We start from the raw sequence: 20,606 nt of genomic DNA on the forward strand, positions 1-20,606 counted from the left end.
CCGGGGGGTGCCGCCGAACCCCAGCCCAAACCCCCCAACCCCCCCACCAACCAACAACCCAACCCCCCCCCCCCCCCCCCCCAACCCAACAACCCCCCCCCCCCCCCCCCCCCCCCCCCCCCCCACCCCCCCCCCCCCCCCCCCCCCCCGCCGGCCCCCCCCCCCCCCCCCCCCCCCCGGCTTTCGCATTACCACACCACAGTCCTGACACAAGTCACCCGCTCGGGTTTTCCTTTCGCTGTGTAACGGTCCACAATCGCTGCTGTGATCGAGACGGCGATGGTGGAACTGATCGATCGCGCGACCGCGGAATGCGCCGAGCAGCAGCGCCCCGACCTGCACAACCGGCTGCGCCAAATCCGGACGCGCGTTCTGGATCCCGCCCAGCTGGTGCTGGTCGTGGGCGAACCGAAGCAGGGCAAGAGCGAACTGATCAACGCGTTGGTCAACGCATCGGTGTGCGACTCCGGCGACGACGTGACCACGCTCGTGCCCACCCTCGTGCGGCACTCCGACCACCCGACCGCCCAGGTCGTCGAGCAGGAACCCGCCGGCGGGCCCGCCGCCCTCGACCGGTTCCCCGTCCCCGTCGAGCAGGTGCGGGAACGCATCGGGCAGGCCATCGGCAACGGCCGCCCCGTCAGCCGCGGCGAGGTCGGCATCCCCCGCGCCGTGCTCAAGGACGGTCTGGTGCTGATGGACACGCCCGGCTTCGGCGCCACCTCCAGCACCCTCACCGCCCGCACCCTCGGCGTCGTCGCGGAAGCGGACGTGCTGCTCATCGTCTCGGACGCCACCCAGGAGCTCACCCACAACGAGCTGACCTTCCTGAAGAAGGTCGCCAAGCTGTGCCCGAACGTGGCGCTCGTGCAGCCGAAGACCGACGTCACCCCGCACTGGCGGAAGGTCGTCGAGGTCAACCAGCGGCACCTCGCCGGAGCCGGGATCAACGCCAAGATCTTCCCGGTGTCCTCCACGATCCGGATGCAGGCGATGCACGCGAAGGACGCCGCGCTCAACGCCGAATCCGGCTTCCCGCAGCTGGTCGAATACCTGCGCGGCGAAGCGCTCGGCAAGCACGACCAGCTCACCCGCAGGCTCGTCGCGCAGAACGTCGCCGACGCCGTCGACGAACTCAGCGAAGCGCTGAAGACCGAACTCGCCGGGCAGAGTCCGCGCACCGCCGCGCAAACATTGATCGAACTGGAAACGGCGCAGCGGCGTTCCGAAGATCTGCGCCGGATCACCGGCCGCTGGCAGAAGGCGCTCAGCGACGGGATCGGCGAACTGTTCGCCGACATCGAATTCGACTTCCGGGAACGGACCTGGGCGATCACCACCCAGATCGGCGAAACCCTGGAGGAGGCCGACCCGGTGCCCGTCTGGGACGACTTCGCCGGCTGGCTCGACGGCGCGCTGCTGACCGCCATCGAGGAGAACTTCAGCTGGCTGGACAGCCGCCGCGAGCAGCTCCGCGACCGGATCACCGACGAGTTCCTGCGCGAGTACCCGGGCTCCCGGCCGCACATCGAGCAGGCACCGCTGCCGGACCCGTTCGACCAGGTCGCCCCGCTCAAGCAGCCCAGCAACGGCACCTACAAGCGGTTCGACCAGGTGCTGACGGGGCTGCGCGGCTCCTACGGCGGCGTGCTCATGTTCGGCCTGATCACCAGCCAGCTCGGGTTGGGGCTGCTGAACGTCGTGACCATCTGCTCGGGCCTGGTGCTGGGCAGCCGGAGCCTCGGCGAGGAGAAGGACGCCCGGCTGCGCCGCCGCCAGGCCGAGGCCAAGACCACCGCGCAGCGCTACGTGGAGAACGTGGTGTTCCACGTCAACAAGGACGCCAAGGACGTCATCCGGGCCACCCACCGCGCGCTGCACCAGCACTTCACCCAGCTCACCGAGGAAGCCCAGATGGAGATCAGCCGAGCCATCCAGGAGATCAAGCGCGTCGCCGAGCGCAGCGCCGTGGACCGCGAGGACCGGGCGCGCGAGATCCGCCGCAAGCTGGAGGAGCTGGCGCTGCTGCGCAGGCGGGCCGGGATGCTGACCGCGAACCGCATCAGCGCGGCATGAGCACACCCGACCAGCCCCGGAGCGACCTGCTGGAGCGCTCCCGCGCCCTGCTCATCCGCACCATGACGTTCTACCGGGACGACCCGCGCACTTCGGCGTGGCTGCGGGGCCGGTTGGAGCGGCTGGACCAGCCGCTGCGCATCGCCGTCAGCGGCCGAGTCGGCTCCGGCAAGTCCACGCTGATCAACGCGCTGGTCGGGCAGGTGCTCGCGCCGACCGCCGCCGAGGAGAGCACCCAGGTCAACACCTTCTACCAGTACGGGCCGGAGCCGCGGATCACCGTGCACACCCCGCACGGCGCGGTGCAGAACGTGCCGGTGACGACGCTGGACCCGGCGACCATCCGCGACCTGCAGCGCTGGCGGCCGGACGAGGTGTCGCGGCTGGTGATCGAAGCGCCCTCCCCCGGATTGCAGGCGATCACGCTGATCGAGACGCCCGGGGTGTCGTCCTCGGCGGTGCAGGACACCGGGCGCTCGGCGCTCGCGCAGATCCTCTCCGAGGCGGACGCGGTGCTGTACCTGACCCGCTACCCGCAGCAGACCGACGTGCAGTTCCTGCAATCGGTGCACGAGCTGCAGCTGGCGCGGCGCGCTCCGATCAACACGATCATCACGCTGTCCCGCGCCGACGAGACCGGCAACGGCGGCGGTGGCGCGGTCGCCGCGGCCGAGCGGATCGCGCTGCGCTGGCGGGACGACCCGGTGGTGCGGTCGTTCACCCAGTACGCGATCCCGGTGATCGGGCTGCTGGGACAGGCCGCGGTCACGCTCACCGCGGAGGACTTCGCCGCGCTGGTGCGGTTGCGGCAGCTCCCGGAGAAGGCGCTGGAGACGCTGCTGCTGTCCTCGGACCGGTTCGCGAACAACCCCACGCCGGAATCGGTGCCGCCGAGTGCGCGCCAGGACCTGATGGACCGCTTCGGCCGGTTCGGGCTGGCGCAGGCGCTGACCGCGCTCGGCGAGGGGATCACCGACCAGAAGAAGCTGAGCGCCGTGCTCCTGGAGGCCAGCAGGCTCAACGACCTGCAGGAAGCGGTGCACCAGCAGTTCGTCGAGCGGCAGGACGTGCTGCGCGCCCGGTCCGCGCTGCTCGCGGTGGACATGGTGCTGCGCGCCAACCCGCGGCCCGGGGTGGCGCAGCTGCACGGCGAGTTCGAGCGGCTGCTGGCGAACGCGCCGGAGTGGGAGGAGATGCGGCTGCTGTCGGCGTTGCAGTCGGGTCAGCTGAGCTTCCCGCGGCCGCTGCAGAACGAGGCGCGGCGGCTGCTCGGCGCGCACGGCCCGAGCGCGGCCGCCCGGCTCGGCCAGGAACCGGACACCCTGGAAGCGATCCTGGCGGACGAGGCGGGGGCGGCGCTGGCGCGCTGGCGGGACCAGGCGGTGAACCCGTTGCACGACCGCGCGCACCGGGACGCCGTGCGGGTGGTGCTGCGCAGCTGCGAACGGCTCATCGCCTCGCGCATGCACCGCTGAGCACCCGGCTCCGGACCCCGTCGAGCGCTGGAACGCACCGGGAGCCCGGCCCCGGTCCAGGCCCGGGAACCCGGGCCTGGACCTTGTGGTGGGATGCCGCAGTCAGCGGCGAGGGGCGGTTCGGTCGCCCCGGTCGGTGCCGGCGAGCCGGTCCTCGCCGGTGGGGTCCGCGTCCGGACGGCAGTCCGGGCACAGCCCCCAGAACACGATCTCGGCCTCGTCCACCGCGAACCCGGCCGGATCGACCGGGTCGAGGCAGGGCGCGGCGCCGAGCGCGCAGTCGACGTCCTCGGTCCGCCCGCACGCCCGGCACACCAGGTGGTGGTGGTTGTCGGCGGTCCGGGACTCGAACCGGGCGGGATGCCCGGCCGGCTCGATCCGCCGCAGCAGCCCGGCGTCGGTGCAGGCGTGCAGCACGTCGTAGACGGCCTGGGTGGAGACCGAGCCCAGTTCCGGCCGCACCGCGTTCGCCGCCTGGTCGGCGGTCGAGTGCGGGTGACCGGCCAGCCAGCGCAGCACCGCGATCCGCGGCCGGGTGGCCCGCAGCCCGCTGGCGCGCAACCGCTCGCGGAGGCGGGCCGAGTGCCCGTCCGCGTGGTCGACGCCCCTGGTCGCGGGGCCGCTGCGCTGGTTCATGGCCCCACCATTGTGCCACGAAAAAACTGGAACGAGTCAAAAGAGCCCCGTCCGGCCCAGCGGTGCCCGATCGCCCCGCCCGCGCCCGTGGTCGAACGGGCCGCGCGGGGCCCGATCACAGGTCGAGTTCGCGGAGGGTGCCGTGCAGCCGGTCGATCAGGGGGCGGCGGCGGGCCAGCAGCGCCGCGGCCTCCGGGTCGGGGTGCGCGGTCCGCTCCGGCCGCACCAGGCGGGCCGCGTGCTGCAACGAGTCGAGCTCGCCGAGCGCCCGCCAGCCCAGCAGCACCGCTCCCAGCCCGGAGCCGCCGCTGCTGTCGGTGAGTTCCAGGTCCATGTCCAGCGCCGCCGCGATCGCCGCCGACCACACCTCGCTGCGGAACCCGCCGCCGGTGGCCCGCACCGCGCGCACCTCGGCGCCCGCGTCGAGCACCGCCTCCTTCACCAGCGCCAGCTGCTGCGCCACGCCCTCCACGACGGCCCGGGTGATCTCGGCGCGGCCGTGCGAGCGGCGCAGGCCCACCAGCGCACCGGTCAGCCCCGCCTCCCACCACGGCGCCCGCTCCCCCAGCAGGTAGGGCAGCGCGAGCAGCCCGTCGGCACCGGGCGGCACCGCCAGCGCCTCGTCGAGGAGGTCGGCGACGTCCACGCCGAACGCCTCCGCGGCCCACTGCCCGACGACGGCGCCGTTGCTCACCGCACCGCCGATCACCCACAGCCCGTCGGCGAGGGCGTAGCTGAACGTGCGGCACCCCGCGTCCACGCCGGGCCGGTCCCGCACCACGCGCAGCGCCCCGCTGGTGCCCAGCGACAAGCCGGCCACGCCCGGGCTGATCGCCCCGGTGCCGAGGTTCCCCAGCGGCCCGTCCCCGCCGCCCAGGGCCACCGGCAGCCCCGACGGCAACCCGGTGGCCGCCGCCATCGACGCGGTCAGCGGCAGCACGTCCGTCGGCGCGAGGATCCGCGGCAGCTGCTCGGCGCGGACCCCTGCCACCTCCAGCGCCGGGCCGTACCAGTCGAGCGCGTGCACGTCCTGCAACCCGCTGCCGGAGGCCAGCGAGGAATCGGTGGTGAACCCGTCGGCGAACGCGCCGAACACGTAGTCCTTCAACGCGCACCAGCGCTCGACGCCGCGCACCAGGTCCGGCCGCTCCCCGGTCAGCCAGGCGAGCTTCACCATCACCGATTGGGTGTGCACCGGCGTGCCGGTGGCGCGGTGCAGCTCGGCGGCGGACGGGTCGGCGCGCAGCCGCACCGCGACGTCCGCGGCGCGGGTGTCGGCCCAGTTGAACGCGGGGGTGGCGGGTTCTCCCGCCGAGTCGAGGCCGACGAGGGTGTGCATGGCGGTGCTGAACGACAGCCCGCGCACCTCGTGCCCGTGCTCGCGGGCCCAGCTCGCGCAGTCGGTGAGCGCCCGCACGGCGGCGTCGCGCACCTGCCGCGGGTCCTGCGTCGCCTCGCCGGTCTCCTCGGTGCGCAGCGGGTAGCCGCGCTCGGTCCGGTGCAGCACCTCCGCGTCCGCGGTGGCGGCCACCACCTTCGTCGCCGTGGTGCCGAGATCGATGCCAAGGACGACGGGTGCGGGGCTCATGCCCCCAACCTAACCGGGCGCGGTGGCGGGTCCCCGCGTGCCGGTCAGCGGCCCGGCGCGCGGACCACGAGGGAGGCGAGGTCGATGCCGATCTCGAACGGCTCAACGGTTTTGAACATCCCACCCCCTTCGAACTGGGGCTCGTATCCGCCGTCGCACAGCCGAAGTGCGGTGAGCGTCACCGAATCGTCGATCTCGATGATCCAGTAATGCGGAATACCCGCCTGGGCGTACTCCTGCACCTTCACCAACCTGTCGATACGCCCGGACCCGGGTGACACGACCTCGACGGCGAGCACGACATCGGCGGCGATCAGCCGGTTCGGATTCGCGTCGAAGGCCTGCGTGGACGCCATGATCACATCCGGAATCCGGACCGTCGCAGGGAAGCCGCCGCCGATCACGACTTCCACATCCGGCAGCACCTCCCATTTCACCGGGAGTTGCGCGTCCAAGATCGCCGTCAGGCGTTTGATGACACGCTGGTGGACGGCCGCTGCTTTCGGGGACACCTGGAGGACGCCTTCCTGGAGCTCGTAGCGCCGCGAGTTGTCCTCGGGGAGCTCGTCGAACTCCGCCAGCGTCAGCAGGTGGTCGGGCCAACTCATCACGGACATACCTCCGGAATCGGCACGTTCGAACAGCAGCTCGACCGGGTATCCCTGAAGATCACCAGGCCGGGTGGTGGGCGCCACCCGCTCGTGAGAGTAGAAGGGCGCCTCCCTCCCGGCCAAGAGGAAGGCGCCCGTCAGCGAGCCCGCGAGATCACTTCACCAGCGTCTCGGCGATCTCGTAGGTGTTCAGCGCGGCCCCCTTGCGCAGGTTGTCCCCGCACACGAAGAAGTCCAGCGAGTTGGTGAAGTCCAGCGACTGCCGCACCCGGCCCACGTAGGTCGGGTCGGCGCCGACCACGGCCGCCGGGGTGGGGAACTCCAGCTCCTCCGGGTCGTCCTGCAGCACGATCGTCGGCTGCGCCTCGAACACGCGGTGCGCTTCGGCGACGGAGACCTCGCGCTCGAACACGGCGTGCACCGCGAGCGAGTGCGTGGTGACGACGGGGACGCGCACGCAGGTCGCGGAGACCTTCAGGTCCGGGATGCCGAGGATCTTGCGGGACTCGTTGCGGACCTTCAGCTCCTCGGAGGTCCAGCCGTCGTCCTTGCGGGAACCCGCCCACGGCACCACGTTCAGCGCCAGCGGCGCCTTGAACGGCGTCTCCGCCGGGAGCCCGGCCGCGGCCAGCGCCTCGGCGACGTCCCCGGCGCGCTCCCCGACCTGCTTGCCGGCCAGCGCCGCGATCTCGGCGTGCAGCCGGTCGATGCCTTCCTGGCCCGCGCCGGACGCGGCCTGGTAGGAGGACACCACCAGTTCCTTGAGCCCGAACTCGCGGTGCAGCGCACCGAGCGCGGCCATCATGGACAGCGTCGTGCAGTTCGGGTTGGCGATGATGCCGCGCGGGCGCTGGTGCACCTGCTCCGGGTTGACCTCCGGCACCACCAGCGGGACCTCGGGGTCCAGCCGGAACGCCCCGGAGTTGTCGACGGCGATCGCACCGCGCTCGGCGGCGATCGGCGCCCACCGCTCGGAGATCTCGTCCGGCACGTCGAACAGCGCGATGTCCACGCCGTCGAACGCCTCCGGGGCGAGCTCCACCACGGTCAGCTCCTGGCCGCGCACGGTGATCTTCTTGCCCGCGGAGCGCGCGGAGGCGATCAGCCGGATCTCGCCCCACGGCACGGATTCGCGGTCGTTGATGATGTCGATCATGACGGTGCCGACGGCACCGGTGGCGCCGACGATCGCGACGGTGGGTGCCATCAGATACCACTCCCCGCGTACACCACGGCCTCTTCCTCGCCACCGAGCTCGAAGGCGCCGTGCAGCGCCCGCACCGCGTCGTCCAACTGGGTGTCCCGGATCAGGACCGAGATCCGGATCTCCGAGGTGTTGATGATCTCGATGTTGACGCCGGCGTTGGACAGCGCCTCGCAGAACGTGGCCGTCACCCCGGGGTGCGAGCGCATCCCCGCGCCGACCAGCGAGACCTTGCCGACGTGGTCGTCGTAGACGACCTCCTCGAACCCGACCTCGTCCTTGATCTTCTCCAGCTCGGCGACGGCCTCCGAACCGTTGTCCCTGGCCACGGTGAACGTGATGTCGGTGCGCCCGGAGCTGCTGCCCGAGACGTTCTGCAACACCATGTCGATGTCGACCTCGGCGTCCGCGACCACGCGGAAGATCTTGCCCGCCACGCCTCGGTTGTCCGGCACACCGCGCACGGTGACCTTGGCCTCCGACCGGTCGTGCGCGACGCCGGTGATCATCGCCTGTTCCACGGAAAGGTCCTCCACTGAGCCGGACACGATCGTTCCGGGCTTGGGTGAGTACGACGAGCGGACGTGCAGCGGGACGCCGTAGCGGCGGGCGTACTCGACCGCGCGCAGGTGCAGCACCTTCGCGCCGGTCGCGGCCATCTCCAGCATCTCCTCGTAGGTGACGCGCTCCAGGTGCTTCGCGTTCGGCACGATCCGCGGGTCTGCGGTGTACACGCCGTCGACGTCGGTGTAGATCTCGCACACGTCGGCGTTCATGGCCGCCGCCACCGCCACCGCGGTGGTGTCCGAGCCGCCCCGGCCGAGCGTGGTGATGTCCTTGGTGTCCTGCGCGACGCCTTGGAAACCGGCGACGAGCACCACCTGCCCCTCGGCGAGCGCCTCCTGCACCCGGCCCGGGGTCACATCGATGATCCGCGCGTTCTGGTGCGCCGAAGTGGTGATCACCCCGGCCTGCGAGCCGGAGAACGACCGGGCCTGCTCGCCGAGCGCCTCCACCGCCATCGCGACGAGCGCGTTCGAGATCCGCTCCCCCGCGGTCAGCAGCATGTCCAGCTCCCGCTCGGGCGGGGACGGGTTCACCTGCTGCGCCAGGTCGAGCATCTCGTCGGTGGTGTCGCCCATCGCCGAGCACACGACCACGACGTCATTGCCCGCCTTGCGGGTCTCCACGATGCGTTCGGCGACCTTTTTGATCCGGTCGGCACTTTCCAGCGAGGAACCGCCGTACTTCTGGACGACGAGCGCCACGTGAAACTAACCTCCTCGCGCCGTTCCTCGGGTATGGGTGCCCGGAGGAAGCGGTCGTCCCGGGTGCGGGAGTGGTCCCGCACTGACGCCGGTGGACGAAGAGCACCAGCGCGGCCACACCGAGTTAGTCGGCGCACCGGGGAGCCCCGCGACCAGCGAGAAGCAGCTTCGACCCGGCAGGTCGAGCGGCCCGTGACTGGTCGCTCCGCTGCTGCGCCAGCCTACCGAACCGTTACCGCCCAGACCCATAGCCGTGACTGACGACTAACCTGTCAGGCCGGTTTGTCGACAAGGGCGGAGGAGCGGGTTGTCCACCACTCCGGAGGCGGTCGGGCCACGACATCCCCAGCCCGCCGAGAGCATCCACGACCAGCGAGAACGTCCCGCCCAGCGATGGTGGGAACGGGCCCGCGACGGGGCCGCGGACCTCGGCGCCCGGTGGGCCTTCCTGGCACCCGGTGTGGTTTACCTCGCAATCCGGCTGTTCGGCCTGCTGGTGCTCAGCTGGCTGTCGGCGGCCAACGACGAGACCCTCCGCGACAACCTGCGCGCCTGGGACGGCGAGTGGTACCTGGAGATCGCCGCGCACGGCTACGGCGGCGTCTCGGACAGCATGGTCGACGGCTACGGCCACCGGTCCCCGGAGACGCCGCTGGCGTTCTTCCCCGGCTACCCGGTGCTGGTGCGGCTGGTGCGCTCGTTCCCCGGCTTCGGGCTGGACGGGGCCGCCACGACGGTGAGCCTGATCGCCGGGATCGTCGCCGCCTACGGCCTGGCCCGGATCGGGCGCTCCGTCGGCGGCACCCGCGGAGTGGGGCTGTTCCTGGTGGCGCTGTTCGCGGCCTCGCCGATGTCGGTGACGCTGTCCATGGCCTACTCGGAGGCGCTGTTCTGCGCGCTGGCGGTGTGGGCGCTGGTGGGGGTGCTGGAGCGGAACTGGGCGCTCGCCGGGCTGTGCTGCGCGGCCTCCGGGCTGGTGCGGCCGACCGCGGCGGCGTTGATCGGCGTCGTGGGGCTCGCCGCGCTCGTCGCGCTGTTCCGGCGCGAGGACGGGTGGCGGCCGCTGCTCGGCGCGGTGCTCGCGCCCGCGGGCATGGTGCTGTACGTGGGGTGGGTCGCGGTGCAGACCGGGGAGCTCGGCGGCTACTTCGCGCTGCAGCAGCGCGGCTGGTCCTCCGCGTTCGACGGCGGGGTCGCGACCGGGAAGTTCATGCTCGAAACGCTGTCCGAGAACAAGTCCGTGCTGGAGACGTTCACGGTGTGGATCGTGCTCGCCGCGCTGGTGCTGCTGGTGCTGTGCGTGCGGGCGCGGATGCCGTGGCCGCTGGTGCTGTTCGCGTTCGCGGTGCTGGCGATGGACCTCGGCTCGGACGGGCTGATGTACTCGAAGGTGCGGCTGCTGCTGCCCGCGTTCCCGCTGCTGATCCCGGTGGCGATCGGGTTGGCGAACCGGCGCACGACGACCGCCGTGTGCTCGACGGTGCTGATCGTGTGCTTCGGCGCCTGGTTCGGGGCGTACGCGCTGACGGCGTGGTCGTACGCGATCTGACGGTGAACAGGAGGCCGGAGTGACCGAGGTGTTCGAGATCCCGGACGGCAAGGCGGCCGACTCGTCGGCGCCGCTGCACCCGCTGCTCGCGGCGCGGTGGAGCCCGCGGGCGCTGGACCCGGCGGCGGAGCTCGGCGACGGGGAGCTCCGCGCGCTGTTCGAGGCGGCCCGCTGGGCGCCGTCCTGGGGCAACACGCAGCCCGCCCGGTTCCTCGCCGGGCGCCGCGGCGAGCCGGTGTTCGACCGCATCCACGGCACGCTCTCCCGCGGCAACAAGGGGTGGGCCGCGGCGGCGGCCGCGCTGGTCGTCGGGCTCGCGCGGACCACCGACGACGAGGGGGAACCGCTGCCCTACGGCGAGTACGGGGTGGCGCTCGCGGCGCAGAACCTGGTGCTGCAGGCCGTCGCGGAGGGCCTGGTCGCCCACCAGATGGCCGGGTTCGACCGGGACGCGGTGCGCGCCGAGTTCGCGGTGCCGGACGGCTTCGAGCCGGTCGTGGCGATCGCGGTCGGCAGGCTCGGCTCCGCCGACGGCATGCCGGACCGGCTCCGGGAGAAGGAGGCCGCACCGCGCTCCCGCAAGGCGCTGGCGGACCTGGTGTTCACCGAGCGGTGGGGCGAACCGCTGTTCTGAATCCGGCGCCCCGGTCTGTTTTCACAGGCCCGCGACGTCCCCCGACCGGCCCGGATCGGGGGAGCAGAGCGGTCCGGGCAGTGACGCGCGGTAGATCGGTGGGGTATGACTCTCACTCGTGTGGACGAGCCCGAGAGCGGCGGCGGAGGCGCTGGACCGCGCCGACGAGCTCGCCGCGCTGCGCGCCCGCTACGCCCTGCCCGCGGGGGTGATCCGGCTCGACGGCACCAGCGGCGGGCCGCGGCCGCGCGCCACCTCGGCCCGGCTTCGCGAGTTCGTCGAGAACCGGCGGGAGCTCCGCGCCCCCGAACCGCAGGTCGACGCGGGGCTGCACCGGCAGGCCCGGCTCGCGGCGGCCGAGCTGGCGCCGCTGATCGGAGCGCTGCCCGCGGAAGTCGTGGTCGCCGATTCGGCGTCGATGAACCTGTTCAACGCGCTGCGCGCGGCGGCGGGGCTGCGGCCCGGGCGGCGGGTGCTGGCGGTGGGGCGGCACGACTTCGCCGCGGACCACTACTTGGCCCGCTCGGCCGCCGATTCCGCCGGGTGCGAGCTGCGCTTCGTGGACGATCCGGCCGAGCTGCCCGCGCAGCTCGACGACCAGGTGGCGGTGGTCGCGCTCTCGCACGTCGACCCGCTGTCCGGGGAGGTGCGCGACGCGGCGGAGCTGACCGCCCTGGCGCACCGGCGCGGTGCGCTGTCGCTGTGGGACCTGAGCCATTCCGCGGGCGCGGTGCGGGTGGACCTGCGCGGCTGGGCCGCGGATTTCGCCGTCGGCTGCGGATACCGGTACCTCGGCGGGGGCTCCGGGGCGCCCGGCTTCTCGTTCGTCGCGCAGCGGCGGCGCGCGGAGCTCGCCGAGGTGGCGCCCGGCCGCGGCGGGTTCGGGGCGATGCCGCCGACGTTCTCGATCACCGAGCTGCGGGCCGGGCTGGCCGCGCTGTCCGGGGCGGACCCCGGGTCGCTGGCCGCGAAGTCGACCGGGCTGGCCGAGTTCTTCGTGCGCTGCCTGCGGGAACTGCCGGTGGCGGTCGCACCGGTGCCGGTGTCCGGCGCGGGGCGCGGCGCGCACGTGTGCGTGATGCACCGGCGCGCGCACGACGTGGCGCAGGAGCTGTCGTCCCGCGGGGTGGTCGTGGACCTGGCCGGGCCGGGCCGGCTGCGCTTCGGCTTCGCCCCGACGTGGTTGCGCTACGCGGACGTCCAGGAGGCGGCCGACCACTTCGGAGCGGTCCTGGCGGAACTCGCCCAGCGCCGCTGATCCGTCCGGTCAGGACACCACTTCGGTGTAGACGTCGGTGAGCTTGTTGCGGAGGTTGTGCGCGGGCGCGTCGGGCTGGATGCGCAGCTGCCGGGCGGCGGTGCGCAGGGTCGAGACGATCCGCTGCGTGTGTTCGAGCCGCAGGTCGTCCCCGCCGCGTTCGATCAGCAGCGCCCGCTCGGTCGCGGCGTCCACGAGCCGTTCCAGCACGATGATCGACGGCCACCACACCTCAGCGGCGCGCCCCACCGCGGCCGGTTCCATGAGCTGCTGCTGCAGCGCGGTGCGCAGGTCGGACAGCTCCCGGTAGGTGCGGCGGCGCAGCGCGGAGCGCCCCTGCACGCGGCCGGCCATGGACAGCGACACGTACTCGGAGACGGTGTCGACGGCGTCGGCGAGCCTGCCCGCGAGCGCGGGGCTGCGCCCCGGCGGCCACATCAGGTAGCCGACGACGAGCACGAGCACGCAGCCGAGCAGCGAGTCGACGAGCCGGACCCGGGGCAGCTGGTCGGCGAACAGGTCGCTCTGGTGCATCTGCAGCAGCACGATCGTGGTGACGACCATGGTGAACAGTCCGTAGTGCCTGCTGAGCGCTTCGGGGACGAACGCGGCGACGAGCACGGTGGCGAGCGCGAGCCCCCAGCCTGGCGGCACGGCCAGCAGCAGCGCCCCGGCGATGACCACGCCGACGAGCGAGCCGATGCCGCGCAGCACGGTGCGGGCGAACACGGACCCCGAGTTGGGTTTGAGCACCAGCGCCACGGTCATCGCGATCCAGTACGAGTTCTGGAACTGCAACGCGATCCCGATGCCTTCGGCGACGGCGAGGCACAGCACCATGCGCAGCGTCAGCAGCCAGCCGGTGCGCCCGATGCTGATGTCGCTGCGCCACAACCGCAGCCGCTCCCAGGCGCCGAGGCGCGCCCGGAAGTCGGGGACGTCGGCCCGCTTCGCGCGGCGCCAGGAGTCGATGAGGTCGGCGAGCCCCTGGTCCAGCGCGTGCACCATGATCGAACCGGAGGTGGCGGGCCGGTAGGGCGGCACGGTGCCGCCGTCCCGCACGCACCGCGCGATGGCGCGCATCGCGTCGAGGGTGCGGTCGGTGGGCCGGATGCGGGCGTGCGCGAGCGCCACGGAGGCTTCGACGACGGGCGTGGCGCGGGTGAGCACCACGTAGAGCCGGTCGTGCACGCGGCTGCGCGAGATGGAGGCGCCGCCGACGAGGATGTCGTGCGCGTTGTTGAGCGCCCGGGTGAGCTCCTGGCGCGCGTTGATCGCCGCGTCGGTGCCCGCGGCGTCGAACAGCTTCAGCAGCGCGTCGAAGACGCGGGCGACGGCCCCGCGCGCGGGCGCGGCCCGGCGGAACGGCCAGGTGGCGGCGACCAGCGCCAGCAGCAGCACCTCCCCCGCCACGAACCAGCCGATCTGCTCGCCCACCGGCACGCCGGTGGTGACGTGCCCGGTGGCGACGACGCAGAAGGTGAGCATCTGGGCGCCCGCGGCGGCGCACAGGTCGTTGACCCGGCTGGCGAGCACCGAGGGCACCGCGACGGCGACGACCACCGCGGCCGCCCACAGCGGGCTCGGGGCGACGACGCCGACGGCGAAGCCGAAGCCGCCGCTGAGCACGGTGAGCCCGACCCGGCGGATGCGGTACCGGTAGGAGCCGGTGAGGTCGGAGAAGCTGGCGCACAGCGCGCCGAGCGACACGAGCACCGCTTCGTCGAGCTTGCCGACGCCGAGGCCGACGAGGGTGGGGCCGCCGATGCCGAGGGCGGCGGCGACGATCCGCGTCCAGTCCAGCGGAAGCGGCGCGGGCCGCAGCATGCGGAGCAGCCACGCGGGCAGCAGCGCGCGGGTGGCCCTGGTGGTTCCGGCGAGCGCTTCGGTCCGTGTCACGCACATCCCTCTCGCTGGTGGGGAATCCGCGCTCCACGCCGAGCGGCTGAGTGCGTGCATTGTCACGCCGCTCAGCCGCTGTTCCACCGGCTCCGTGCAAGCATCACACGTTGCGGTGCATCACATCACCGGGTCGGGGCCGGCTGATCGCCCGTCAGCCGAACGCCCGGATGATCCGGACCACGATGGACGTGAGGACCAGCCAGAAGATCGCGGCGATGCCGAAGTTCACCAGCACCGCCAGCTGCGGGTCTTCGGGCGTGAACAGGTCCGCGAAGCCGAGCGCGAGCGGTTGCGACCAGTCGGCGACGAACCGGGTGATGCCGTTGTCCGGGTTGGCGCCGCCGACGGTGAGCACCACGTGGACGGTGAGCACCAGCGCGATCAGCGTGCCGATCCAGCGGGCCACCGCGGCGATCGCTCCGACGGCCTTGGCGCGGCTCTGCGCCCAGTCGTGGGTGCGGCGCAGCCGCCGTCGCCCTCCGCTGGGCAGGTCGCTTTCCTGCGCACCGGTGGTCGCCCCACCGACGTTCTCCGACATACCCGGAAGTGTGACACGCGACAACTCACCAGAACTACCACCCAGTAGCCCCCGTGTCCGCCTCGTGACCCGGGTAGCGGCCGTCAGCCGAAGACGCGGGCGAGGAGGCTGGTGACGAGGACCCAGAACAGGGCCGCGAGGCCGTAGTCGAGGAGCAGCTGCAACTGGGCGTTGGTCGTCTTCACCAGCCCCGGGAAGAAGAGGGCCAGCGGTTCGGCGGCGCCGCGCACCGAGTCGGCGAGCCCGTTCTCGCTGGGCAGTCCGAACAGCACGAACACGATGTGCAGCACCAGGATGACGGCGAGCAGGAAGCCCGCGCCGTTGATCAGGGTGGCGATGCCGGAGCGCCCCTTTTTCGCAGCCATGATCCCAGTCTGCCCCGCCCGGCGGCGCCGGTGTTCCGCCGCCCGGCGGTCGCGGACCGACCACCCTGTGGGACGCCGGGGTTGCGTCGTGGGCACCCGTTGCGGTTAACCTGGCGGACGTGGCACGCGTTCTCCTGCTTCGCCGCCGCGACGGGGTCAGTTAGGCCGGCCCCTCGTCGCGGGGTAGCAACCTGCCGGTCTGCGGTTCTGACATCCGACCAGCAGCAGGAGACGAACACCCGATGACTTCGCCGCAGGAACCCCAGGCCCCCTTCGCCGGCCGGGTACGCACGCCTTCCCGCCAGGCCCCCGCCGACCAGCAGCCCTGGAACCCGCAGCGCGGCTCCGCGATGCCGTACCACCGCTACCGCCCGTTCCACGAGCTGGTCGAGGACGTGTCGCTGCCGGACCGCACCTGGCCGGACCAGCGCATCACCCGCGCTCCGCTGTGGTGCGCGGTGGACCTGCGCGACGGCAACCAGGCGCTGATCGACCCGATGTCGCCCGCCCGCAAGCGCCGCATGTTCGACCTGCTGGTCGGGATGGGCTACAAGGAGATCGAGGTCGGTTTCCCGGCGGCCAGCCAGACGGACTACGACTTCGTCCGCGAGATCATCGAGGACGGCGCGATCCCCGAGGACGTGCGGATCCAGGTGCTGACGCAGTGCCGTCCGGAGCTGATCGAGCGCACCTTCGCCTCCCTGGAGGGCGCGCCGCGCGCCATCGTGCACGTGTACAACTCGACGTCGATCCTCCAGCGCCGCGTGGTGTTCCGCGAGGAGCGCGAGGGCATCAAGAAGATCGCGAAGATGGGCGCCGAGCTGGCCCTGGAGTACGCGGGCAAGTACCCGGACACCGACTTCCGCTTCCAGTACTCCCCCGAGTCCTACACCGGCACCGAGCTGTCCTACGCGGCCGAGGTGTGCGACGCGGTCACCGAGATCTGGCAGGCCACGCCGGAGAACCCGGTGATCCTGAACCTGCCCGCGACGGTCGAGATGGCCACGCCGAACGTGTACGCCGACTCCATCGAGTGGATGCACCGGAACCTGGCGCGCCGCGACTCGGTGATCCTGTCGCTGCACCCGCACAACGACCGCGGCACCGGCATCGCTGCCGCGGAGCTGGGCTACCAGGCCGGGGCGGACCGCATCGAGGGCTGCCTGTTCGGCAACGGCGAGCGCACCGGCAACGTGGACCTGGTGGCGCTGGGCATGAACCTGTTCAGCCAGGGCATCGACCCGCAGATCGACTTCTCGGACATCGACCACGTCAAGCGCACCGTGGAGCACTGCAACCAGCTGCCGGTGCACGAGCGGCACCCGTGGGGCGGCGAACTGGTCTACACGGCGTTCTCCGGCAGCCACCAGGACGCGATCAACAAGGGCCTGGAGGCGGTCCGCGTCGAGGCGGAGCGCGCCGGCGCCGACGTGGCCGACCACCCGTGGGAGGTCCCGTACCTGCCGATCGACCCGAAGGACGTGGGCCGCAGCTACGAGGCCGTGATCCGGGTGAACTCGCAGTCCGGCAAGGGCGGCGTGGCGTACGTGATGAAGAGCGAGCACCAGCTGGACCTGCCGCGCAAGCTGCAGATCGAGTTCTCGAAGCTGGTGCAGGCCCGCACCGACTCGGACGGCGGCGAGGTGTCGCCGAGCGCGATGTGGCAGGTGTTCTCCGAGGAGTACCTGGAGCCGCGCTCCCCGCTGGAGCTGGTGTCCCGCACCCTCAGCGGCGAGACCGGCCACGAGACGGTCACCGCGAAGGTCGTCGTGGACGGCAGCGAGCAGGAGATCACCGGCACCGGCAACGGCCCGATCGCCGCGTTCGTGGACGCGCTGAGCACCATCGGCCACGACGTGCGGGTGCTGGACTACAACGAGCACGCGCTGACCGCGGGCGACGACGCGCGCGCCGCCTCCTACCTGGAGTGCGCGGTGGGCGACGAGGTCTTCTGGGGCGCGGGCATCGACACCTCCACCGTCACCGCCTCGCTGCGCGCGGTGGTCTCGGCGGTGAACCGGGCGCACCGCTGAGCCCGGCGCACCGCTGAACCGAGCGGACCGCTGAACCGAGCGGAAGGGCCGCGTCGGCGCACGGAATCCCGTGCGCGGGCGCGGCTCTTCGCCGTTCAGCCCCGGTACCGCCCGCGGGCGACGGCGGCCAGGAAGTCCGTCCACTGCGGACGGTCGAAGGACAGGTGCCCGGCGGCGCGGTCCTTGGAATCGCGGACGGCCGCGCCATCCGGAAGACCACCCACCTCGACGCACTGGCCACCGCCGTTGCTGTAGCTGCTGGTGCGCCAGTTCCGCGGTAATCCGCCGCCCACGATCTCCTCCTCCGGTCAGGCCGCGTGCCGATGGCGCAGTTCGTCGAGCCTGCGCCGGGAGACGCGCGGGTCCAGCGCACTCGCCCGCAGGTGCTCGAAGACCTGCCGGTAGCGGTCCACCTCCGCGGCCTCTTCGAGGTAGCTCGCCCCGCTGAGATTGTCCAGGTACACCACCGGGTCGTACAAGGTCGCGAAGTCGAGCATGGTGAACGCGGTGCCCATCGCGACGTGCGTGCCGATCTCGAACGGCAGCACCTGCACGGTGACGCCGGGGCGCTCGGACATCTCGCGCAGGTGCTCCAGCTGCGCGGACATCACCTCGCCGTCGCCGCAGCGGCGGTGCAGCGCGGATTCATCGACGATGGCCCACAACGCGAGCCCGTCACCGAGCCGCTGCTGCCTGGCGACCCGGACCTCCGTCCGGCGCCGCACCAGATCGTCCGGCAGGTCCGGAGCCCACGACTCGATGATCGACCGGGCGTAGTCCTCGGTCTGCAGCAGTCCCGGAACCAGGTCGATCTCGAAGTTGCACACCGACGCGGCCTCCGACTCCAGCTCCACGTAGTCGCCGAAGTAGTCCGTCAACGCGTCGTCGTACGAGCGCCACCAGCCGCGCTTCTTCGCCTGCTTGCACAACCCCACCAGGAACTCCGCCAACTCGCCGTCGACCTCGTAGATGGCGCACAGGGCTCGCACGTCCGGAACGCTGACCGAGGTCATCGCGGTCTCGATCCGGGAGACCTTGGAACGACTCCAGTCGAGCTCGCGCATCACGTGCTCGACGGAGATGTCACCGCGTTCCTCGCGGAGGCTGCGGAGCTTCGCTGCGAGTCGACGACGGGCGACACCGGGCTTGTTCGACATGGCGAGCACCGTACCGGATCAATTTTCCATTACCGATCGGGTGAATTACCGCAATAGCACGCGTGTGCAACGTTGCACAGAATGGCCGATCACTGCCACAGTCCCGATCACCACTTCCGAACGGCCGCCGCTGCGACGGGAATCCACCTCCCCTTCCCCGGCGCGCGGCGGCTCCAGGGGCCGGTGAGCAGACCCCCGACGACGCTCACCGGCCCCGCCCACCCCGAAAGGCGGCGTGCGATGCCGTACCCGTTCCACTGGTTCCCCGCCGACGGCCGACGTCACGCGACGCTGGACCAGCGCCCCCGCGGCGGCTTCCCCGCCACGCGCGAGGTGACCGCGCTCTGCGGCCGCGAGCTCACCGCCGACGACGCCGCCGAGGGCTGGTTCTGGCCCACCTGCCGCGGCTGCGCACCCGAAACCCGCCGCATCGCCGCCGCGGACACCGCCCTCGACCCGCTCCTGTTCGGCTGAGCGGCGTGCAGCACGACGAACCGGTGCCGGACACCGTCGCGGAAGCCTTCCCCTGGGTGCACTCCCTCCCCGCCGAGGACGCCCGAGAATTCGCCGCCGAGCTGGCGGAAGCCCTCCGCACGACGACCTCGATCGCACCTCACCTCCAGCTCATCACCGAGTGGCGGCACACCGCCGAAGTCCACGCCGATCCCGAACTGGCTCGCGACCTCGATCAGACCGGGTGATCACCGGTCGGATCGGCGGTGGGCTCCGACCCCTCTGGGGTCGACGAGGTCGCGGAGGTCGCGGCCGCCCGGTTCGAAGGTGGGGAGGCTGCCGACGAGGATGGTCTCGCCGGGGGTGAACGGATCGCCCTTGCGCTTGCGGAACTTCGACCTCGGCATCCGGGTGTCCATCATGGACAGTCCGGCGAGCCAGGCGGAGATGCCGCGGTGCTCCGCGGTGAACCAGACGGCGACCGCGGACAGCAGCGCGAACCCGACCGCCAGCCGGTTCACCTCGCTCGGGCCGAGGTCGGCGAAACCGACCAGCAGCACGTACTGCCCGCTGCCGAAGAACACCCGCACCAGCAGCCGCGGCCTGCCGGGCAGCGCGCCGTCCGGGAGCGCCGGGCGCAGCAGCACCGCCCGCTGCCCCAGCGTGCCGCCGCTGCCCACCAGCGTCGGCACCACCAGCACCAGCAGCCCCGGCAACCAGGCGTTCAGCAGCGCCTGCGCCGGATCCGGCAGCACCATCGACGGCGCTCCGGTCGCCAGCAGCAGCACCGCCACCACCCCGCTGTGCAGCGCCGAGCCCGTCAGCACCAGCGCCGCCACGTCGCAGGCCATCCCGAGCAGCCGCCGCTTCGCCGTCACCGGACGCGGCGTCATCGGGCGGGTCGGCGCCTTCCCGCCGACCAGTTCCAGCACCGGCGCCAGCAGCAGCCCGAACGCCGCGCCCAGCGTGTTCATCAGCAGGTCGTCCACGTCGAACAGCCGGTACGCGCACGGGTAGAGGAACCACACCCCGGTCGTCTCGATCAGCAGCGAGGTGGCGAACCCGATCGCGACGGTGCCGGCGCGGCCGGTGCGGAACAGGTGCCGCACGAACATGCCCAGCGGCACGAACAGCGCGATGTTCAACAACGCCTGCCCCACCATCGGATCCCGCATCAGCGCGCCGACGCCGCCCGAGGTCGCGCGGAAGTCCACGAGGAAGTCCAGCGGCGCCAGCTGCGGGGCGTACTCGCCCGGGTCGGCGCAGAAACCCGGGCCGACCTCCGGCAGCGGCAGCAGCGTGTAGGTCATCAGCGCCCAGCAGTGCACGACGAAACCGAGCACCACCAGCATCCGTCCCGCGCCGAGCCCGCCGCGCCAGCGGTACTCGCGGGCCACGAACGGCACGAACAACAACACCGCCAGCAGGACTCCGCACACGACTGCGATCACCGCGGGCGTCACCCTGTCGATCAACCCTGCTCCTCGATCACTCTGCGCTGCCGCCCGGTTCCTCGCCCGGGCGCCTCCATCCGGGCCGCTCCACCCTTCCGCACCGTCCGACGCGGGTCTCCCGTCCGTGCGCAAGAACGCACTTCGGCCCGCGGCGGCAACCGATCAGCGTTGTCCGGCATGCGCACATCACGTTTTTCCCGCAGGCGGGACGCGCGCGGAACGGATCCACCCGTCCCTCCGGCGGACGACGCGGGGGCAAGTCGCCCGCTCGCCCCGCGCGCGGGGGCGGAACCGACCCGAGACCTTAGAGGCCGCGGCGCCGGTGGTCACGATCAGTACATCGACTCGACTAAAGGGGGTAGTCGTGGTGGATCTTGAACCCGGAGAATGCCGGAGCGCCGAAAG

General features: G+C 72.2%; 19 protein-coding genes. 8 read left to right on the forward strand and 11 right to left on the reverse strand.

What is annotated here, in order from left to right; translation table 11 throughout:
* The first annotated feature begins 264 nt into the window (after window positions 1-264).
* Together LCD35_RS07590 and LCD35_RS07595 are read left to right on the forward strand one after the other, a co-directional pair.
* Entirely contained in the window at window positions 265-2,076 is a 1,812-nt protein-coding gene (locus tag LCD35_RS07590) for a dynamin family protein (protein ID WP_224957218.1), read from the forward strand.
* Complete coding sequence (locus tag LCD35_RS07595) at window positions 2,073-3,551, forward strand: dynamin family protein (protein WP_224957216.1); 1,479 nt, start codon at window positions 2,073-2,075, stop codon at window positions 3,549-3,551. Before LCD35_RS07590 ends, LCD35_RS07595 begins: the two co-directional genes overlap by 4 nt.
* Before the next feature lie 102 nt (window positions 3,552-3,653).
* On the opposite strand, the gene LCD35_RS07600 is transcribed toward LCD35_RS07595, so the two are convergent.
* From LCD35_RS07600 to LCD35_RS07620, 5 genes are all read right to left on the reverse strand, one after another.
* Complete coding sequence (locus LCD35_RS07600) at window positions 3,654-4,187, reverse strand: Fur family transcriptional regulator (protein WP_225043957.1); 534 nt, start codon at window positions 4,185-4,187, stop codon at window positions 3,654-3,656.
* A gap of 115 nt (window positions 4,188-4,302) precedes the next feature.
* Complete coding sequence (locus LCD35_RS07605; RefSeq protein WP_224957213.1) at window positions 4,303-5,775, reverse strand: gluconokinase; 1,473 nt, start codon at window positions 5,773-5,775, stop codon at window positions 4,303-4,305.
* A gap of 44 nt (window positions 5,776-5,819) precedes the next feature.
* On the reverse strand, window positions 5,820-6,470 hold the full coding sequence (locus LCD35_RS07610; RefSeq protein WP_224957212.1) for a Uma2 family endonuclease: 651 nt from the start codon (window positions 6,468-6,470) through the stop codon (window positions 5,820-5,822).
* A gap of 70 nt (window positions 6,471-6,540) precedes the next feature.
* A complete protein-coding gene (locus LCD35_RS07615; protein WP_224957211.1) occupies window positions 6,541-7,593 on the reverse strand; it encodes an aspartate-semialdehyde dehydrogenase in 1,053 nt (350 codons plus the stop codon).
* Window positions 7,593-8,858 carry an aspartate kinase gene (locus tag LCD35_RS07620; protein WP_224957210.1) on the reverse strand — a complete coding sequence of 422 codons (1,266 nt, stop codon included), beginning with the start codon at window positions 8,856-8,858 and terminating at the stop codon, window positions 7,593-7,595. The genes LCD35_RS07615 and LCD35_RS07620 overlap by 1 nt, the downstream gene beginning before the upstream one ends.
* A 307-nt stretch (window positions 8,859-9,165) precedes the next feature.
* Here LCD35_RS07620 and LCD35_RS07625 point away from each other — a divergent pair, with 307 nt between their 5' ends.
* From LCD35_RS07625 to LCD35_RS07635, 3 genes are all read left to right on the forward strand, one after another.
* A complete protein-coding gene (locus tag LCD35_RS07625) occupies window positions 9,166-10,407 on the forward strand; it encodes a hypothetical protein (protein ID WP_224957209.1) in 1,242 nt (413 codons plus the stop codon).
* Between the two features lie 19 nt (window positions 10,408-10,426).
* A complete protein-coding gene (locus tag LCD35_RS07630) occupies window positions 10,427-11,041 on the forward strand; it encodes a nitroreductase family protein (protein ID WP_224957208.1) in 615 nt (204 codons plus the stop codon).
* A 118-nt stretch (window positions 11,042-11,159) separates the two neighbouring features.
* Complete coding sequence (locus tag LCD35_RS07635) at window positions 11,160-12,299, forward strand: aminotransferase class V-fold PLP-dependent enzyme (protein ID WP_225043958.1); 1,140 nt, start codon at window positions 11,160-11,162, stop codon at window positions 12,297-12,299.
* 9 nt (window positions 12,300-12,308) lie between these two features.
* Here the strand turns inward: LCD35_RS07635 and LCD35_RS07640 are convergent, their stop codons facing one another.
* The 3 genes from LCD35_RS07640 to LCD35_RS07650 form a co-directional block, all read right to left on the reverse strand.
* Complete coding sequence (locus LCD35_RS07640) at window positions 12,309-14,198, reverse strand: FUSC family protein (RefSeq protein WP_225043959.1); 1,890 nt, start codon at window positions 14,196-14,198, stop codon at window positions 12,309-12,311.
* Window positions 14,199-14,352: 154 nt separating this feature from the next.
* The gene (locus LCD35_RS07645; protein ID WP_224968378.1) at window positions 14,353-14,739 is read right to left on the reverse strand and encodes a hypothetical protein; all 387 of its coding nucleotides are present in this window, start codon (window positions 14,737-14,739) and stop codon (window positions 14,353-14,355) included.
* An 83-nt stretch (window positions 14,740-14,822) separates the two neighbouring features.
* A complete protein-coding gene (locus LCD35_RS07650; protein ID WP_224957204.1) occupies window positions 14,823-15,104 on the reverse strand; it encodes a hypothetical protein in 282 nt (93 codons plus the stop codon).
* A gap of 242 nt (window positions 15,105-15,346) precedes the next feature.
* On the opposite strand from LCD35_RS07650, the gene leuA reads away from it, so the two are divergent.
* Window positions 15,347-17,137 (forward strand): 2-isopropylmalate synthase, encoded by a 1,791-nt coding sequence (gene leuA, locus LCD35_RS07655; RefSeq protein WP_224957203.1) that lies wholly within the window; start codon window positions 15,347-15,349, stop codon window positions 17,135-17,137.
* A gap of 95 nt (window positions 17,138-17,232) precedes the next feature.
* On the opposite strand, the gene LCD35_RS07660 is transcribed toward leuA, so the two are convergent.
* Window positions 17,233-17,430 carry a DUF397 domain-containing protein gene (locus LCD35_RS07660; RefSeq protein ID WP_224957202.1) on the reverse strand — a complete coding sequence of 66 codons (198 nt, stop codon included), beginning with the start codon at window positions 17,428-17,430 and terminating at the stop codon, window positions 17,233-17,235.
* Window positions 17,431-17,445: 15 nt separating this feature from the next.
* Window positions 17,446-18,294 carry a helix-turn-helix transcriptional regulator gene (locus LCD35_RS07665; protein WP_224957201.1) on the reverse strand — a complete coding sequence of 283 codons (849 nt, stop codon included), beginning with the start codon at window positions 18,292-18,294 and terminating at the stop codon, window positions 17,446-17,448.
* Window positions 18,295-18,534: 240 nt separating this feature from the next.
* Here LCD35_RS07665 and LCD35_RS07670 point away from each other — a divergent pair, with 240 nt between their 5' ends.
* A complete protein-coding gene (locus LCD35_RS07670) occupies window positions 18,535-18,768 on the forward strand; it encodes a zinc finger protein (protein WP_225043960.1) in 234 nt (77 codons plus the stop codon).
* 5 nt (window positions 18,769-18,773) lie between these two features.
* Window positions 18,774-18,995, forward strand: coding sequence for a hypothetical protein (locus LCD35_RS07675; protein WP_225043961.1), 222 nt, complete (start codon window positions 18,774-18,776; stop codon window positions 18,993-18,995).
* Here the strand turns inward: LCD35_RS07675 and LCD35_RS07680 are convergent, their stop codons facing one another.
* The gene (locus LCD35_RS07680; RefSeq protein WP_225043962.1) at window positions 18,996-20,222 is read right to left on the reverse strand and encodes a VanZ family protein; all 1,227 of its coding nucleotides are present in this window, start codon (window positions 20,220-20,222) and stop codon (window positions 18,996-18,998) included.
* Window positions 20,223-20,606 lie beyond the last annotated feature (384 nt).

This window comes from Saccharopolyspora sp. 6V (genome assembly GCF_020176785.1).
Lineage (GTDB): Bacteria > Actinomycetota > Actinomycetes > Mycobacteriales > Pseudonocardiaceae > Saccharopolyspora_C > Saccharopolyspora_C gregorii.

What these genes read in the sequence shown, in the direction of transcription:
- LCD35_RS07595 (WP_224957216.1), top strand. Translation starts at nt 2,073, where the DNA reads ATGAGCACACCCGACCAGCCCCGGAGCGACCTGCTGGAGCGCTCCCGC.
- LCD35_RS07600 (WP_225043957.1), bottom strand. Translation starts at nt 4,187, where the DNA reads ATGAACCAGCGCAGCGGCCCCGCGACCAGGGGCGTCGACCACGCGGAC.
- LCD35_RS07605 (WP_224957213.1), bottom strand. Translation starts at nt 5,775, where the DNA reads ATGAGCCCCGCACCCGTCGTCCTTGGCATCGATCTCGGCACCACGGCG.
- LCD35_RS07615 (WP_224957211.1), bottom strand. Translation starts at nt 7,593, where the DNA reads ATGGCACCCACCGTCGCGATCGTCGGCGCCACCGGTGCCGTCGGCACC.
- LCD35_RS07645 (WP_224968378.1), bottom strand. Translation starts at nt 14,739, where the DNA reads ATGTCGGAGAACGTCGGTGGGGCGACCACCGGTGCGCAGGAAAGCGAC.
- LCD35_RS07650 (WP_224957204.1), bottom strand. Translation starts at nt 15,104, where the DNA reads ATGGCTGCGAAAAAGGGGCGCTCCGGCATCGCCACCCTGATCAACGGC.
- leuA (WP_224957203.1), top strand. Translation starts at nt 15,347, where the DNA reads ATGACTTCGCCGCAGGAACCCCAGGCCCCCTTCGCCGGCCGGGTACGC.
- LCD35_RS07665 (WP_224957201.1), bottom strand. Translation starts at nt 18,294, where the DNA reads ATGTCGAACAAGCCCGGTGTCGCCCGTCGTCGACTCGCAGCGAAGCTC.
- LCD35_RS07670 (WP_225043960.1), top strand. Translation starts at nt 18,535, where the DNA reads ATGCCGTACCCGTTCCACTGGTTCCCCGCCGACGGCCGACGTCACGCG.